General features: G+C 40.3%; 13 protein-coding genes, 5 pseudogenes and 2 other annotated features. Of the genes and pseudogenes, 7 read left to right on the top strand and 11 right to left on the bottom strand.

Translation table 11 applies throughout. The features are described 5' to 3' along the window. Nucleotides 1-4: 4 nt before the first annotated feature. Together NQU59_RS15960 and NQU59_RS15955 are read right to left on the bottom strand one after the other, a co-directional pair. The gene (locus NQU59_RS15960) at nt 5-679 is read right to left on the bottom strand and encodes a hypothetical protein (protein ID WP_257064043.1); all 675 of its coding nucleotides are present in this window, start codon (nt 677-679) and stop codon (nt 5-7) included. Next, nucleotides 679-2,019, bottom strand: coding sequence for a deoxyguanosinetriphosphate triphosphohydrolase (locus NQU59_RS15955; protein WP_257064042.1), 1,341 nt, complete (start codon nt 2,017-2,019; stop codon nt 679-681). Before NQU59_RS15955 ends, NQU59_RS15960 begins: the two co-directional genes overlap by 1 nt. Nucleotides 2,020-2,231: 212 nt before the next feature. Here NQU59_RS15955 and NQU59_RS15950 point away from each other — a divergent pair, with 212 nt between their 5' ends. The 3 genes from NQU59_RS15950 (at nt 2,232) to NQU59_RS15940 (ending at nt 8,700) form a co-directional block, all read left to right on the top strand. Beyond that, on the top strand, nt 2,232-2,741 hold the full coding sequence (locus tag NQU59_RS15950) for a hotdog fold domain-containing protein (protein ID WP_026040125.1): 510 nt from the start codon (nt 2,232-2,234) through the stop codon (nt 2,739-2,741). Between the two features lie 250 nt (nt 2,742-2,991). Then, nucleotides 2,992-6,822, top strand: a complete 3,831-nt coding sequence (purL, locus tag NQU59_RS15945; RefSeq protein WP_257064041.1) for a phosphoribosylformylglycinamidine synthase — start codon at nt 2,992-2,994, stop codon at nt 6,820-6,822. A 663-nt stretch (nt 6,823-7,485) separates the two neighbouring features. Beyond that, on the top strand, nt 7,486-8,700 hold the full coding sequence (locus NQU59_RS15940) for a multidrug effflux MFS transporter (protein WP_257064040.1): 1,215 nt from the start codon (nt 7,486-7,488) through the stop codon (nt 8,698-8,700). A gap of 23 nt (nt 8,701-8,723) precedes the next feature. Here the strand turns inward: NQU59_RS15940 and NQU59_RS15935 are convergent, their stop codons facing one another. Further along, on the bottom strand, nt 8,724-9,290 hold the full coding sequence (locus NQU59_RS15935; RefSeq protein ID WP_005242683.1) for a hypothetical protein: 567 nt from the start codon (nt 9,288-9,290) through the stop codon (nt 8,724-8,726). A gap of 310 nt (nt 9,291-9,600) precedes the next feature. Here NQU59_RS15935 and NQU59_RS15930 point away from each other — a divergent pair. Further along, nucleotides 9,601-9,962, top strand: a pseudogene (locus NQU59_RS15930) (NUDIX domain-containing protein). Here the strand turns inward: NQU59_RS15930 and NQU59_RS18900 are convergent. From NQU59_RS18900 to NQU59_RS15910, 5 genes and pseudogenes are all read right to left on the bottom strand, one after another. Continuing rightward, nucleotides 9,957-10,091 (bottom strand): annotated as a pseudogene (locus NQU59_RS18900) (DUF3885 domain-containing protein); the annotation flags it as partial. The pseudogenes NQU59_RS15930 and NQU59_RS18900 sit on opposite strands and share 6 nt — an antisense overlap. 39 nt (nt 10,092-10,130) lie before the next feature. Beyond that, nucleotides 10,131-10,553: pseudogene (locus NQU59_RS15925) on the bottom strand (integrase core domain-containing protein); the annotation flags it as partial. Nucleotides 10,554-10,593: 40 nt separating this feature from the next. Beyond that, nucleotides 10,594-11,813 (bottom strand): IS3 family transposase gene (locus NQU59_RS15920; protein ID WP_107114716.1). Its coding sequence is split into 2 segments (ribosomal slippage): nt 10,594-11,537 and nt 11,537-11,813, totalling 1,221 coding nucleotides; the frame shifts between segments, so codons are not numbered across the junction. Next, nucleotides 11,422-11,538 (bottom strand) — a sequence feature (AL1L pseudoknot). It overlaps the preceding gene by 117 nt. A gap of 19 nt (nt 11,814-11,832) precedes the next feature. After that, nucleotides 11,833-12,662, bottom strand: a pseudogene (locus NQU59_RS15915) (IS3 family transposase); the annotation flags it as partial. Then, nucleotides 12,271-12,387: a sequence feature (AL1L pseudoknot), on the bottom strand. Its footprint overlaps the pseudogene before it by 117 nt. Before the next feature lie 50 nt (nt 12,663-12,712). Further along, nucleotides 12,713-13,174: pseudogene (locus NQU59_RS15910) on the bottom strand (DUF3885 domain-containing protein); the annotation flags it as partial. A gap of 170 nt (nt 13,175-13,344) precedes the next feature. On the opposite strand from NQU59_RS15910, the gene NQU59_RS15905 reads away from it, so the two are divergent. Together NQU59_RS15905 and NQU59_RS15900 are read left to right on the top strand one after the other, a co-directional pair. Further along, nucleotides 13,345-13,476, top strand: a complete 132-nt coding sequence (locus tag NQU59_RS15905) for a KGW motif small protein (RefSeq protein WP_257064039.1) — start codon at nt 13,345-13,347, stop codon at nt 13,474-13,476. 62 nt (nt 13,477-13,538) lie between these two features. Continuing rightward, entirely contained in the window at nt 13,539-13,859 is a 321-nt protein-coding gene (locus NQU59_RS15900) for a hypothetical protein (protein ID WP_005242671.1), read from the top strand. On the opposite strand, the gene NQU59_RS15895 is transcribed toward NQU59_RS15900, so the two are convergent. After that, nucleotides 13,856-15,001 carry a glycerate kinase gene (locus NQU59_RS15895; RefSeq protein ID WP_257064038.1) on the bottom strand — a complete coding sequence of 382 codons (1,146 nt, stop codon included), beginning with the start codon at nt 14,999-15,001 and terminating at the stop codon, nt 13,856-13,858. The genes NQU59_RS15900 and NQU59_RS15895 overlap by 4 nt on opposite strands. A gap of 135 nt (nt 15,002-15,136) precedes the next feature. After that, nucleotides 15,137-15,937 carry an enoyl-CoA hydratase-related protein gene (locus NQU59_RS15890; RefSeq protein ID WP_005242667.1) on the bottom strand — a complete coding sequence of 267 codons (801 nt, stop codon included), beginning with the start codon at nt 15,935-15,937 and terminating at the stop codon, nt 15,137-15,139. A gap of 107 nt (nt 15,938-16,044) precedes the next feature. Here NQU59_RS15890 and NQU59_RS15885 point away from each other — a divergent pair, with 107 nt between their 5' ends. Beyond that, entirely contained in the window at nt 16,045-16,617 is a 573-nt protein-coding gene (locus NQU59_RS15885) for a nicotinate-nicotinamide nucleotide adenylyltransferase (RefSeq protein ID WP_168926872.1), read from the top strand. 15 nt (nt 16,618-16,632) lie between these two features. On the opposite strand, the gene NQU59_RS15880 is transcribed toward NQU59_RS15885, so the two are convergent. After that, the gene (locus NQU59_RS15880; protein ID WP_043970519.1) at nt 16,633-16,995 is read right to left on the bottom strand and encodes a glyoxalase superfamily protein; all 363 of its coding nucleotides are present in this window, start codon (nt 16,993-16,995) and stop codon (nt 16,633-16,635) included. Between the last annotated feature and the right edge of the window lie 5 nt (nt 16,996-17,000).

Here is a 17,000-nt window from a genome sequence, read left to right as displayed (position 1 = left end):
TCTTTCACTTATTTGTTAATGGTTGAATAGTAGATGCCATTTGTTCTAAACGCAAAATGGCTTTTAGAATTTCTTTACGATTTCGCGCGGATTTTATCCAAGAAGGTAAGCGGCTTAAGTAAGCTTTATTCTTATTGGTATAGGTTCTCTGTCTTAGCTCTGCAGAGATGTAAGCTTTCAAATCGTTTAATTGTTCTGTGTTATACACGAAAATGAGACCATGCCTTGTTTCTGTGGTGAGATACAAACGATAGCCAAAAAAAGGATCTGTATTGATTTCAAATCCTGTCTTTCTCGGGATTTTATGGATAAATAACGTATAGGGTGAATTATATACTTTTTCTTTTTGGCAGAAATCACAGCTTAATTTTATAAAAGGCGGAAGAACACTCGGCTGAGCATAAGATTGAGAAAAGTTATATTTACCACGCTTACAAGAGCAGGTTTCATTAATGTCTAAGTTTATCTCATCAAAATAGCCTAAGTTCTTTTGCTGCTGTAAGCTTTGGTCAAAAGTTTTACAGCACAATCCACAACTAAAAATTATTTTTTTTTCAGTTTGATCATTTTGTTCGTATTGAATTACCAGTGCATGACTTTGGCAAAAAGGACATACAACTAAAATAGGATACTGGGTAAAAGTATTCCATGTCTTTCCGTCATCAAAAAATCGCTTCACTAAAAAAAACCTATCTTATTGCCTTGCAACTCCTGTGCTAGACTATAGGCTTGGTGGTCTGAGAACTTACTAATAATATCTAAGACTTGCATAATATTATTATAGTGGTTGTTTTGCAGATTTACCCCTGAATGTTGCAAAATTGACATCAAACGCTGTTCTTTAAAACTTAAGGTCTTATGTGGCATAGTCAAGGGGATAAAGGCGTCTAAAATCGTTTGAAGGCTTTGGTGTGCAATAATCTCCAAACCAGATTTCTGGGGATGTTCAAAAATACGGTCTCTGGCGAGATTTTTTGCGGTCTGAATGCCTGCCTCAATATCTGGTGAGCAATAGTGTAACAGGTTGCCTTTGAGCTGACCGGTTAAAATTTCGTAATGATGTTTGGCAAAAGCGGTGGTCACTTCATCGACAAGGCGTTTCATGACACGGCCACGTAGAGCGGCAATTTTTTGCTGCCATGTGGTATGCGGTAATTGTAATTCTTCAGGATAACCATAATCCGCAATTAAATTCAGAAAAATCGGTTCAACTTCGGCATAGTTCAACATATTTAGAATAATGCCATCTTCTAAATCGATCAGTGCATAGCAAATATCATCAGCGGCTTCCAATAAATAAGTCAATGGATGACGGCAATAATGGTATTCACCAAGCTGAATAAGACCCAGCTGTTCTGCCAACTGTCTTAAAATTTCTTTTTCAGATTGATAACAGCCAAATTTTGCCCGTTGATGTGATGGCATCTCGCCTTGTTCTTCGATGGTTTTAGATAACCACGGATATTTTAAGTAGGCGCCGAGTGTTGCACAGGTTAAGCGCATACCCCCATCATCAGGGTGATAGTCAATCCGACTAAGTAGCCGAAGTCCTTGGGCATTGCCTTCGAACTGACGGACATCGGCTGCTTCTTCTGGCGTGAGTCTAGCCAGAAAGTCTCGATGCGAAGCATCATCAAACCATTCACGAATGGCATATTCACCCGCATGACCAAATGGGGGGTTACCAATGTCGTGTGCCAGACAGGCTGCCTGGATAATTGCCCCGACATCAGCAGGGGAAATCCACATTGGTAGTTCGTCTTTGATCTTTTCTGCAGCGAGCATGCCCAGTGAACGTCCGATACAAGAAACCTCTAGGGAATGAGTAAGGCGGGTGTGAATACCATCATGTTGAGTTAGTGGATGAACCTGTGTTTTTCTATTCAACTGACGAAAACTTTGGGAAAATATAATTCTGTCATAATCTTTATGGAAAGGGCTTCGAGCCAATTCTGTACTGCTTTTTTTACTACCTAAGCGAATTGCAGAAAGCAATTCTAACCAACGCATTTGTTCCATTTATCATTATTCACTATGAATTCAGTTTTATCATGCCAAAAAAAAGATTAAAGCACTAGAGTAGGGCGACATAAGTTGTCTTAATTAATTTGGCTGCTTAATTGTAAAAGCACTGATCTGTCTTTTTTGACAGTTATAAGAGCTTAGTGGGCGATATAGCTATTAATATACACATGTTATTTTGTGGGCTATTTGAACATGCTGTAGCTAAAATGAAAAATTCAATCCATGATTTAAATGGCAAGATAAAAAAGTACACTCAGCTCCAATCAAATACAGTATTGCTTGCCTATCAGATATTACAAAAAATACCGGGTGGTTTAACGGTACTTTCAAATGTCATTAGTCGAGTTGCTCCTTATTTCCGTACAGTTAACCCGGTCATTACAAAGCTAGAGATCGATTTTTGCCAAGCAGTTATGTCTAAACGTAGAGCTGTTGAAAATCACATCGGAACAGTACATGTGATTGCAATCTGCAATGGTTTAGAGTTTGTGATGGGCGTTGCTGTAGAGGCGTCAATTCCAGCACATCTTCGATGGTTACCCAAAGGGATGCATGTTGATTATGTCTCTAAGGCGAATTCTGATATTCAACTGAGCGCAAAGATTAACGAGGATTGGAAGGTGGGGGATATGCAGGTAGAAGTCATCGCCAAACGAAATGATGGGCAGCCGGTTGTAAAAGGTTATATCACGATTTGGGTAACTGAAAAGAAATAATAAAGTCAAAAAATATAGGGAAAAGCAACCAAACTTAAACATATAGCTTAGTTAGATTAATTTAAATGAATTGTTACGAATAAAGTAAAATTGGGAAAGCTACAATAAATTAAGCGATTTGAAGCAGAAAACTCTGATTTTTAAGATGGATATGGCTAGCTGAAATGCGCCTTTCACAGTAGAATATGCGCTCTCTCATAAGTCACATGGCGGTGGGATCGTTAGACCTGCCCGTGGAGCCAAACTCAACATGTTTATCGTGGCCGGTGCATCAGCACATTCTTCTTTTAAGAAAGCTCAACTCTTAAACCGTTTAACGTCAATGAGTTCTGTTCAATCTTTTGACAGCCAGTGGGTTTATTTGTTTGATCAAGCGCTCAGCGAGCAGCAACATCAATCGGCATTACAACTTTTAAACGATGGTCAATCTTTCGAACTTCGCCAAGCTGCAAGTGATGAAATCCAGATTTTAGTGACACCACGTATTGGCACCATTTCGCCGTGGTCATCTAAAGCAACCGATATTTTCCAAAACTGTAATACCCCAATTCACCGTTTAGAACGTGGTCTACTGTTTACACTGAAAGGTGTAAAAGAGATTTCGAATGAAGTGAAATTGGCTTTACATGACCGTATGACAGAGAGTGTTTTTGCTCATATTGATGATGCAAAAGCTTTATTCTCAGAAACCGCACCGAAGCCATTGAACTCAATTGATATCTTGGGTCAAGGAAAAGAAGCGTTAGTTAAAGCCAACAATGAGTTTGGCTTTGCTTTATCTGAGCAAGAAATTGATTATTTAACTGAAGCATTTACCAAGCTCGGCCGTAATCCAAATGATATTGAATTGATGATGTTTGCTCAGGCAAACTCTGAACATTGTCGTCATAAAATCTTTGGTTCTGAATGGACAATTGATGGTGAAAAACAACCATTATCTTTGTTCCAGATGATTAAAAATACTTATAAAGAATCTCCAACGGATGTGTTGTCAGCATATAAAGATAACGCGTCTGTGATCGTGGGTTATGACACTATGCGCTTTTATCCGAAAGCGGATGAAAATGGTCACTTCGTTTATAAATATAAGAGCCAAGCCGCTCATATCCTAATGAAGGTTGAAACACACAACCATCCAACTGCAATTGCTCCATTTGCGGGCGCTGCGACAGGTTCGGGCGGTGAAATCCGTGACGAAGGTGCTACAGGTCGTGGTGGTAAACCTAAAGCAGGTTTAACTGGCTTTACGGTTTCAAACCTCAATATTCCTGGTTTTGAACAACCTTGGGAAGAAAACTACGGTAAACCTTCACGTATGGCATCGCCATTACAAATCATGATTGAAGGTCCATTGGGTGGTGCGGCGTTTAATAACGAATTCGGCCGTCCTGCATTGAATGGTTACTTCCGTACCTTCGAACAGAATGTCAATGGCGAAGTGAAAGGCTTCCACAAGCCAATCATGATTGCTGGTGGTTACGGCAACATTCGTCCTGACCATGTTGAAAAAGATGCGATTCAACCGGGTGACTTGCTCATTGTATTGGGTGGCCCTGCAATGTTGATCGGTCTTGGCGGTGGTGCAGCATCTTCTGTAGACAGCGGTACCATGGGCGAGAGCTTGGACTTTGCTTCGGTACAACGTGAAAACCCAGAAATGGAACGCCGTTGCCAAGAAGTCATCGATACCTGCTGGCGTTTAGAAGACTTTAACCCAATCGTGTCTGTACATGATGTCGGTGCGGGTGGTTTATCCAATGCTATGCCTGAGCTTGTGAATGATCATGAGTTAGGTGCAGTATTGAATCTTCGTAAGATTCCATCTTTAGAGCCGGGTATGAGCCCAATGGAAATCTGGTCAAACGAAGCACAAGAGCGTTATGTCCTTGCGATTCGTCCAGAATCTTTAGAACAATTTGAAGAAATTTGTGCACGTGAGCGTTGTCCGTTTGCGGTACTGGGTGAAGCGACTGAAGCGCGTCACTTAACCGTTGAAGACCCATTGTTTGAAAACAATGCGGTTGATATCCCAATGCAAGTGATGTTGGGTGGCACGCCACGGATGCAACGTGCTTATGAAACGATTGAGCGCATAGGTAATGACTTTGATGCTGCAAAAGTTGATTTGAAAGATGCGATTTTCCGCGTTTTGAAAAATCCAACGGTTGCATCTAAATCATTCTTGATCACTATTGGTGACCGTTCGATTACCGGTATGGTTGCTCGTGATCAGATGGTGGGTCGTTGGCAAGTACCTGTTGCGGATGCAGCAGTGACGACGACCAGCTTGCAAGGTTTCACAGGCGAAGCAATGGCCATGGGCGAACGTCCACCAGTGGCCTTGTTAAATCCTGCTGCATCGGCTCGTTTAGCGGTTGCTGAAGCGATTACCAACATTGCTTGTGCCAACATCGAACAAATCAGCGATATCAAACTTTCTGCAAACTGGATGGCTGCGGCGGGTCAAAAAGGTGAAGACCAAGCCTTGTTTGAAGGCGTGAAAGCGATTGGTATGGAAATGTGCCCTGCATTAGGCATTGCAATTCCAGTTGGTAAAGATTCACTTTCAATGCGTACCACATGGAATGATGGTGAAGACAAAGCGGTGACTTCACCGATGTCAGGTGTCATTACTGCATTTGCGCCAGTGTTAGATGTGCGTAAAACATTAACGCCTGAATTGAAAAACTTAGCCGATTCAGTATTGGTTCGTATTGATTTATCTAAAGGGCAGTTCCGTTTAGGCGGCTCGATCCTTGCGCAGGTGTATAAAGCCATTGGTTCAGTAACCCCTGATGTCGATAGTTTTGATGACTTCAAAGCATTCTTTGCCTTGATTCAAGACTGGAACAATCGTGGTGTGATCAAGGCTTACCATGACATCGGCGATGGCGGTCTATTGGCAACTGTCGCGGAAATGATGTTCGCATCTCGTTTAGGTGTGGCATTAGAAAATCAAACCACTGAAAGCTTATTTGCTGAAGAAATTGGTGCTGTGCTGCAAATCACAGCGGCTGATTGGGCACAGTTAGAAGTTGAAGTTGCAGCGTCAAGTCTGAAAGATGCAATTGCGGTTGTAGGTCGTGTCAATACCACTGATCAATTGGCTGTCAATGGTTTAACTTTAGAGCGTGCTGAATTACAACAAGCATGGGCTGAGGTATCACATCAGATCCAGCGCTTACGTGATAATGTTGAAACTGCTGATCAAGAGTTTGCTTTAATTGCAGACAAAAATCATAAAGGTTTAATTGCACAAGCAACCTATGACTTGAATGAACCCGTTGAAGCGCCGTTTATCAATACCCGTCGTCCAAATATGGCCATCTTGCGTGAACAGGGTGTCAACGGTCATGTTGAAATGGCGGCTGCATTTGATAAAGTCGGCTTTAATACCATCGACGTACACATGAGTGACCTACTTGCAGGTCGCGTGAGCTTGAGCGACTTTGAAGGTTTAGTGGCATGTGGCGGTTTCTCATACGGTGACGTGATGGGCGCTGGCGGTGGCTGGGCGAAATCAGTATTGTTCAATGCAAAATTGCGTGACCAGTTTGAGCAGTTCTTCCATCGTGAGAGCACTTTTAGCTTAGGCGTATGTAATGGCTGTCAAATGATGTCGCAACTTGCACCACTAATTCCAGGTGCTGAGCATTGGGGCCGTTTCCACCGCAATACATCAGAAGTATTCGAAGCGCGTGCAGTCAATGTTCGCGTAGAAAAATCAGTTTCTGTATTGCTTGAAGATATGCAAGGTTCGATTTTACCAATCGCAGTTGCACATGGTGAAGGTCGTCTGGTTGCAACTGAACAGCAAATTGCTGCTTTAAATGCTGAGAACCAAGTGATCTTGCGTTATGTGGATAGCTTGGGTCAACCAACGCAACACTATCCATTGAACCCGAACGGTTCACCTGAAGCGATTACAGGTTTAACTTCTAAAGATGGTCGTGCAACCGTGATGATGCCGCATCCTGAGCGTAACTTCCGTGCTTTACAGCACTCTTGGAAGCCTGAAGATTGGGCAGAAGATGGTGCTTGGCTACGTATGTTCCGCAATGCACGTAAATTTATTGGTTAATTAAAATATAAATGCTTGAAAATGCCACTCTTGAGTGGCATTTTCTTTATCATGGATGCATGAATAAAATCATGGAATATTAAAAGAAAAGAGAGCCGGACACTCAGAAAAAATGAATAACCTTCAAGAATTAGAAAAACTAAATAGCTTAAGTTTTAAGCTACTAATTTTTTACCACTGATCAATTTTCTTGGAAGTCTGCTATTGGCAAAGGCAGGATTCAGCTTTCAGGTGATTTATATTTTTTATCTAGCTTGCGTCATCTTACAAATTATTATTTTTATAAAAGATCGAAAATTTTTGAAGGAAAAACACGCCTTTTGTCCTGCATGGGAGTGGTTTATCTTATTCCCAGTCTATGTCTATAAAAGGCAAAGAAATAACTTTTTAAACCTAAACTATTTTTATATCAGTTTAATCCTATTTATATGCAATGCTGTGATAACTACATATTTAAAAAACTTATAGGTATCATTCATCTAGGTTAAATGTTTGCAAGATAAATTGTTTCTCGGAACGATAATGGTAAAAATCATATTAGGATGAGTGAAATTTTACCTCGATTTTTGATATCGTTTTATTGCTAGAATCAAGCAAAAATGATGTGTATTGACCTAAGTAACTTAGTTCATGCAGCTAAAATGGCCAGTAATGGGAAGCACAATGAAATCAAAAATCCATTTCCGCGAGTTTGCATTACTGATGGCATTGCTGATGTCCATTGTCTCTTTTTCGATTGATGCAGTTTTACCTGCACTGGGTGAAATTGGAAAAGTTTTTAGTCTACAAAATAATAATCAGGCGCAATGGGTCATTATTAGTATTTTCTCAGGAATGACCATTGGGCAACTTATTGCAGGGCCATTGTCCGATGCGATTGGGCGGAAACGGATTTTATTTACAGGCATCCTGATCTACTTTTTGGGCAGTTTATTGTGCTATTCCACTCAAAGTTTTGAATGGTTTTTAGTTGGTCGCTTTATTCAAGGTATTGGTGTTTCTGGGCCTTATGTGGCTTCGATTTCGATTGTTCGGGATAAATACAGTGGTGCTCAAATGGCACGTATTATGTCGCTGATCATGATGGTATTTATGGTGGCACCTGCAGTTGCGCCGAGCTTGGGACAGCTGATCATCCATTTCTTTGGCTGGCGTGATATTTTTGTGCTGTATATGATCTATGCCACAGTCGTTGGAGCATGGGTCGCTTTACGACTGGAAGAAACGCTAATTCCTGAAAATCGTTTGCCGATGCGGGCACAAGCATTTAAGGATGGCTTTAAAGAAGTGGTAAGTAATAAAACCACCATGAGTTATTTGTTATGTGCAGGCTTTTGCTTTGGTGGGTTTATTGGCTATCTCGGCACTTCACAGCAAATTTTTATGCAGCAATTTGGCAAAACAGGACAGGAGTTTAGTGCCTACTTTGCATTATTGGCAGGTGTGATGGGGATTGCATCTTTTACCAACTCTAGAATTGTTCTGAAATTTGGGATGCGGCCTATCTGTATTTATGGCTTTCTAGGTCTTAGCCTCATTTCCTTGCTGTTTCTTGTGATCCAGCTTGCAGGTGTATCTATTTCCTTCTGGATGTTTATGCTCTATGCCTGCATCCTATTTTTATTATTTGGAACTTTGTTTGGTAATCTCAATGCGATTGCCATGGAGCCGATGGGACATGTTGCGGGCATGGCTTCTGCAATTATTGGGGCATCGTCTTCAGTTTTATCTCTCATTTTGGCCTCGATTATAGGCCAGTTGTATAATGGCACTTTAATTCCAATGACCAGTGGCTTCGTGATCTTATGTGGCTTAGCTTTCTTGATGACCCAGTATGAGAAAAGACATTTAAAAATTCTTGGAAATACGTCAGATTGAATAATTTAGATAGAGTAATTGACTTAGCTTTTAATACAACTGACCAACGCATCTCGTGCTTTAAAGCCACCACTAATTGAGGAAGAATAGACTGTTTTTCCATCTAATAAAATTTCCATTATTCCAGCATCATCCATATGAGCTGCTGTTTGTTCCATAATAACTGGAACGAGCAATACACCTTTTTTCTGGCTTGATACCAGTGTTGCAGCAGTTGGCGTTTCAGATTTATCAGTGCGCATGATGATATTGAGTCGTTTATTGTGTTGAGGTGTTGGTATAAGCGGACCGATAAAGGCAAATGCTCCTGTACTTTTCTCTGAAGGACCCAATAGGGTGAGTTGATTTAAATCGGAGCTATAAGTGACGGCACAGCCACCTTTTCTGCCCTTATGTTTAGAGAGGAACCATGTACCATTCTCATCTTGATAGATTTGCTTCATGCTTCGTGCGATCACATGATGCTGTTCCAGGCTGAATGTACTATTTTTCTGGGATACATGTTCAGAAGTTTCATTTGCATAAACAATATTAGATTCGGCCAACACACCGATTGTAAATAGTAAAGTCATCATGAGTTTTGGCTGCATAGAAATACTCTTATCTTGTGAACTTGGATTGCTAGTTTTAAAATTAGATTTATGATTATTTAAAATTTTTGGGGAGCCCTATCATGGTTGCTAAACCATCATTGCCCTTGAATGATCTTTTTATATCGCTTTTTAGTGTTGTTAAAAGCAGAGTGCATGCTGAAAGGTTAAAGTTGTCCTATGATGTTTGTTATTAAAGATTAATATGTTGAAGATGATGACTTTTTAATTCATGCATGTTTTTTTACATTTTTAAAACGATGAAAAAGTTGTCCCTGTAATTTGAAGACATTCAAATCAAGGTAGAGAAATATTGGCTTTCCATCATCCACTGGTGGCTGAGACTCAATTAGTTAAAGGCACTATTAAATATGATGAGCAATATGAACAGGTTATGATTGATGAATTGTTTGAAGAAACAGGGTTGATTGCTCAGCCTAATCCCTAGTTTATAGGTGATCTCATACTGAGTATTAATCAGCAAAACTGGTATTTCTATTTATACGAGGTGAGGTGTGAATTGGCTGTAGGTGGCGCCATCATTGTCAGGATGACGGTGTTTTAGACTTTAGCTTCTTTTGGTATTCTTTAGATCAACAACCAGATGCTCATTGGCATGAAACTTTTAGAGAAGCTTTAAGCTTTTTAAGAAATTTATTAACGTCGTCATAATCCATCTGCTCTGGGTGAAAGCCAATCTTGATATTTATTTCTTAAATCATTTCTTTTCACTTCATCAAAGATAATAAAATCAATACCACCATCATAAGGTGCAACAATTATATTTTTCTCGAAAGAAATTGAACCGTACCGGGTTTGTCGGAGACTTTTTTATTTAAGTTAGGCCACCTGACCTAACGGGTTAATCTTATCATAGTACATTGCTTCAAACTCAAAAGGCGATACATAACCCAGTGCACTGTGTACACGCTTTTTATTGAACCAATCTACCCAGTTTAGTGTCGCAAGTTGTACATCTGCTAAACCTTGCCAATCTGCTTTTAAATATTCAATCACCTCTGTTTTGTATAAGCCATTCACCGTTTCAGCCAGAGCATTATCGTATGAATCACCTGTCGTACCGACTGATGCTCGTAAATTTGCAGCATCTAAACGATTGGTATAGCGAATAGAAAGATATTGAACACCTCTATCGGAATGATGAATCACATTCTTTGGCATGCCTCGATCGTGCAATGCTTGCTCCAATGCATCGAGCACCATATCTGTATTCATCCGTGTAGATACTTTCCATCCAACAATTTGAACCGTACCGGGTTTGTCGGAGACTTTTTTATTTAAGTTAGGCCACCTGACCTAACGGGTTAATCTTATCATAGTACATTGCTTCAAACTCAAAAGGCGATACATAACCCAGTGCACTGTGTACACGCTTTTTATTGAACCAATCTACCCAGTTTAGTGTCGCAAGTTGTACATCTGCTAAACCTTGCCAATCTGCTTTTAAATATTCAATCACCTCTGTTTTGTATAAGCCATTCACCGTTTCAGCCAGAGCATTATCGTATGAATCACCTGTCGTACCGACTGATGCTCGTAAATTTGCAGCATCTAAACGATTGGTATAGCGAATAGAAAGATATTGAACACCTCTATCGGAATGATGAATCACATTCTTTGGCATGCCTCGATCGTGCAATGCTTGCTCCAATGCATCGAGCACCATATCTGTATTCATCCGTGTAGATACTTTCCATCCAACAATTGCTCGTGAGAACACATCAATAATAAAGGCGGTATAGACCCAGCCTGAATGTGTTTGAATATACGTAAAGTCACTGACCCATAATTGGTCAGGTCGATCAGCACTAAAATTCCGTTTCACTAAATCATCTGCTCGTTTTTGATCATCTCGGCTACGGGTGGTTTGTTTATTCTTACCACGCCAAACACCTTGTATACCTAGCTTTTGCATCAATCGAGCAACTGTACAACGTGCAATAACATAACCCTCACGTTTCAATTTTTGCCAAACTTTACGTACACCATATCGACCTGAACTTTCTTTCCAAATACGTTTGATTTGCTCTGCATGATGTAAATCATGCAGAGCACGTTTCGCTCGATGTTCTGGGTTATCAACGAAATCTAAAGCCCGATAATAGGTCGAAGCTGCAATCGGTAAAATTCTACAAATCGCTTCAACACCATATAACGCCTTATTGTTATGGATAAAATCCACCATTATTTGTGTGGGCGGTCGAGCTCCGCCTGGGCGAAAAAAGCGGCTGCTTTACGTAGAATTTCATTGGCACGTTTTAATTCTTTAATTTCACGTTCCATTTGCTTCATTTTTTCTTGGTCAGATACCTGTTGTACTTTGGCGGGATTTTGTTGATCTAAGTATTTTTGATACCAAACACGAAGTGTTTCAGGAGTACAGCCAATTTTAGGAGCAATTGCGGAAACTGCTGCCCAATTCGATGGATAATCTTTTTCAGATTCAATTAGTAATTGAACCGCTCTTTCTCTAATTTCGGGGGTATAGTTTGGTTTTTTCATCGGAATAGTCTCTCAGAATATTGAGTCTCCGACAAACCCGGTACGGTTCAATTGCTCGTGAGAACACATCAATAATAAAGGCGGTATAGACCCAGCCTGAATGTGTTTGAATATACGTAAAGTCACTGACCCATAATTGGTCAGGTCGATCAGCACTAAAATTCCGTTTCACTAAATCATCTGCTCGTTTTTGATCATCTCGGCTACGGGTGGTTTGTTTATTCTTACCACGCCAAACACCTTGTATACCTAGCTTTTGCATCAATCGAGCAACTGTACAACGTGCAATAACATAACCCTCACGTTTCAATTTTTGCCAAACTTTACGTACACCATATCGACCTGAACTTTCTTTCCAAATACGTTTGATTTGCTCTGCATGATGTAAATCATGCAGAGCACGTTTCGCTCGATGTTCTGGGTTATCAACGAAATCTAAAGCCCGATAATAGGTCGAAGCTGCAATCGGTAAAATTCTACAAATCGCTTCAACACCATATAACGCCTTATTGTTATGGATAAAATCCACCATTATTTGTGTGGGCGGTCGAGCTCCGCCTGGGCGAAAAAAGCGGCTGCTTTACGTAGAATTTCATTGGCACGTTTTAATTCTTTAATTTCACGTTCCATTTGCTTCATTTTTTCTTGGTCAGATACCTGTTGTACTTTGGCGGGATTTTGTTGATCTAAGTATTTTTGATACCAAACACGAAGTGTTTCAGGAGTACAGCCAATTTTAGGAGCAATTGCGGAAACTGCTGCCCAATTCGATGGATAATCTTTTTCAGATTCAATTAGTAATTGAACCGCTCTTTCTCTAATTTCGGGGGTATAGTTTGGTTTTTTCATCGGAATAGTCTCTCAGAATATTGAGTCTCCGACAAACCCGGTACGGTTCAAATCATAAAAGCCCTCAACTCATCATCAGCAATTTTTCTCAATAACTCATTGTGAGTCTTAGGTTGCCAAATTGTTTCTATAGAATATGGCCTAAAAAAAGAATTCTCTTCGTTATCATCATAATCTTCAGGATTGAGTAGCTTTAAGTTTATTTCTTGCTCTAAATGAAATTGGTAGGGGAGTATAAAGGCTGGGTCATAGGCTTTATTGTTACGGGAATGGCTAAAATAGTGACCTGAGACAATGAATATAGAAGTATCATCTCCAAAGCAGTCTGTAATAATTTTATTATGTCGATCTAGCAATAATTCATATTCAGCAGCCGTATCGGCATATCTTTTTGATTCGGGTAGGCTATGAATTCTTAACCAAGATTGTGGAAAGTAGTGCTTAAGTAGGTGAGAAATTGGGAGTTTGTTGGGATAAAAAAGATCCCATTGTGATTGAAAAGAATAAGACATATTAATGTATAAAAATTTTATGAAAAATATATATTATTGGATAGAGCTAAAAAGATAAATCCACAAATAATTTTATTTACCTTTATGACATCTATAAATTTTTCTCCTTTTAGGATTGGTTCAATTCTTGCTTCTTATATTTAGACAATGAACAAAATATGAGAAGTCTGATGATGAAAAATACAAATTATTTAAGAACAGTGCATACCAAAGATCGAGACTGGTTTTGGTTTGGTCTAACGGTGGCGATTCAAATGTTATTTATTGTGGTGAGCTATTTGGTGATCAATATTTCGCTTTGATTATTCAGCTTTTGTCGCGTTATGATTAAGATCTTATCTATTTGATTTGAGCTGTTTAAGCGATGCTAAAACTGATTTATTACGTGCCTGAGTCTCATTTGGAATCGACTAAGCAAGCGATTTTTGCTGCTGGGGCGGGTGGTATTGGCAATTACGAACATTGTGCTTGGCAAGTCAAAGGCATTGGGCAGTTTAAGCCCGTAAAAAGTGCAAATCCATTTTTAGGGCAATTGGATAGATTAGAGCAGCTCGAAGAATGGCGCGTTGAAACTATTGTCACAGAAGAAAAGGCCAGTGCTGTGGCAAAAGCCTTAAAAGCAAGCCATCCTTATGAAGAACCTGCTTTTGAGTTTATCCAGATTTTAGATATTGAATGCGCCTAGCTATTTTTAAGCGTACTGCTTTGAATCAACCGAGCGATATCTGTCGTCCGTGCATGAATCAGCTCTGCCGCATTTTGACAGGCTTCTTCTAGACTGGTTGGGCCTGAGGTTAAAGAGAAGGCAGCAGTAACACCATGTGGGTAAAGTGCTTGGTAATTCTCTCCAAGTGTTCCTGCTATTACAATGACGGGGACATTGGCGGCTTGTGCTATTTTGGCGACACCGAATGGAGTTTTGCCATTTAGAGTTTGTGCATCAAACTTGCCTTCGCCTGTAATCACCCAATCTGCACCTTGGATTTTAGTGGCAAGTTGATTCAGTTCAGCAATGACTTCGACTCCAGATCGAAACTCGGCTTTTAAGAATGTTTTAGCTGCAAAACCAAGTCCGCCTGCGGCTCCTGCACCAGCTTCATGACGTTGATCGACGCCAAGCAATTGTGCCGTGACATCGGCAAAATGGGAGAGCGCTTGATCTAACTCTAACACTTGTTGAGGTGAAGCGCCTTTTTGAGGCCCAAAAATATGTGAAGCACCATTTGGTCCACATAAAGGATTGGTCACATCGGCAGCTAATCGAAAATGGGTCTGTCGAATCCGCGAGTCAAGCTGATCTAAATTGATTTTAGCTAAGTTTTGCAGTGCAATGCCGCCAGCGGCTAGGGGATTATGCTTTGCATCTAGAAATGTTGCCCCTAATGCAGTCAATAAACCTGTACCAGCATCATTGCTTGCGCTGCCGCCGACAGTCAGTACAATTTCCTTTGCACCTGCATCTAAGGCAGCCAGAATCAGCTGTCCTGTTCCATAGCTACTGCTGTTACATGCGTCACGTTGAGCGGGTTTAACCAGTTGGATACCACTGGCTTGTGCCATTTCAATAATGGCGATTTTTTCTGTGGCTAACCAGCCCCATTTTGCCAATACAGGTTCACCGAGTGGGCCCTGTACCAACTGCTCACGCCATTGCCCTGAACAGACTTCCAGTACCGCTTCTATAGAGCCCTCACCACCATCTGCCATGGGGCATTGAATGATTTCTGCATCAGGAAACACCTTTTGCCAGCCTGAAGCAATTGCTTGAGCAATCTCCTGTGCACATAGGCTGTCCTTAAAAGAATCTGGGGCAATCACAACTTTCATAAATTCTTTGTATCTTCATCTTGTTCTGACCTGAGCTTAGTCGGTCTAGTGTGGAATAGCTAGATGAATGCCAAAAACAAAAAAACCACTGAATTGTATCAACTCAGTGGCTTGGTTTAATCAACGATTATTGCATTAATTAAACTGAGAAAAATCAGGTTTACGTTTTTGCATAAAGGCTTGCACTGCTTCCATCATTTCAGGTGAGCGTACACGTTGCATAAAGATTTCAGCTTCATCATCCACGCACTGAATGATCTCAGTCAAGTCTTGTTTCATTAGGGCTTTAGTCTGTTTGATCGAAGCCAATGGTAATGCTGCTAAATGTTGCGCTGTTTTTTGCGCTGTGGCATAAACATCTTCAACCACATCATTCACCAGATTGGCTTTAACCGCAGTTGCTGCATCAAATTTTTTCGCAGTGAAGAGCAATTCAGCGGCTTTTTGATAGCCCGCTTGTTTGACCAATAAACGACTTGCAGCACCTTCTGGAGATAGACCAAGGCTGACAAATGGAATTTGGAACAGAGCAGTATTGTCTGCAAAAACCAGATCAGCATGTAATAAGATCGTTACGCCGATACCGATTGCGACACCTTTAACCGCAATAATCAACGGCTTAGAAAAACGAGCAGCCGCTTTTAATAAGATAAAAGGAGGCTGATCACCCGCTTTGCCTTCATGTGGTTTTTGAATAAAACCCATAAAGTCTTTCATGTCATTACCCGCAGTAAAGTCTTGTTCTGCACCACGGAAAATTACCACACGAACGTCTTTGTTTGCATCGGCTTCATCTAGAGCTTTTGCGATCCAAAGGTAAAGTTCGCCATAGAGTGCATTTTTTGCTTCTGAACGGTTAATGGCTAAGGTGAGTACGCCATCTTCTAAATTTGCTTGCAAATGTTGATGAGGTTGTTGAATACAGCTAAGTGTCATCGTACTATCCTTGCTTTAATCCAGATTGATTTTTAAGTGCCCTCATTATGTCGCATATTTGTCTGAATGACACAACTGATGAGTTCACAAAAAGTGAAATTACGACTATGTACACATTTGACTATCTTGTTTTTATTGGACGTTTTCAGCCTTTTCATTTGGCACATATGCAAACCATTGAAATTGCATTAGAAAAAAGTAAAAACGTGATCTTGGCTTTGGGCTCGGCTCAATCTGAACGGAATATCAAAAATCCCTTTTTAGCCACTGAACGTGAACAGATGATTCTGTCGAACTTTTCTGAACAAGATCAAAAGCGGATTCATTTTGTCCATGTGGTCGATGTGTATAATGATGAGAAATGGGTTAAACAGGTCAAAGATTTGGTCAATGGCGTTATTCAGCCAAATGCAAAAGTTGGTTTAATCGGTCATTTCAAGGATGAATCTTCGTATTATTTACGTTTATTCCCTGAGTGGCAAATGCTGGAACTAGACAGTTTAAAGAACTCGATTTCAGCAACACCGATGCGTGAAGCCTATTATCGTGGCGAGATTCAAACTGAATTTTTCCCCGCAGGGACGATACGCTTCCTGGAAGAATTTCAAAAGTCATCGGCTTATCAAAAGTTGCAGCAACGTTTTGATCAAGATGATCGTTCCAATATCGATGAATCTTGAGGTTGGGGAAGAGGATTAAGCATCTTCCCAAAAAATAAGTCGATTGGAAAATGGATCGGTGATAATGAGTTCCAAAGTTTCCCAATCCGTTTTCTCAATTTGTGGCTTGGCAAACTTATAATCTTTTGCTGCAATTTCAGCATGTAGCTGTGTCAGATCTTGCCAATAAATCCGAATTGCACTGTGTGGGCTGGCATCACCGAAATGCTCAGATAAATGAATAATACAATCACCTTTAGAAATTTGTAGATAAATAGGGAAGTTATCCGCAAAGGTATGCTCCCAATCCTGTTGGAAGCCTAAATAATCAAGATAAAATGATCGGGCAAGTGGAAGATCAAAAATACGAAAAATCGGGGTAATTGAACCTGATTGCATTAGTT

Source organism: Acinetobacter colistiniresistens, from assembly GCF_024582815.1.
GTDB lineage: Bacteria > Pseudomonadota > Gammaproteobacteria > Pseudomonadales > Moraxellaceae > Acinetobacter.
This window is presented reverse-complemented; position numbering and strand designations above follow the sequence as displayed.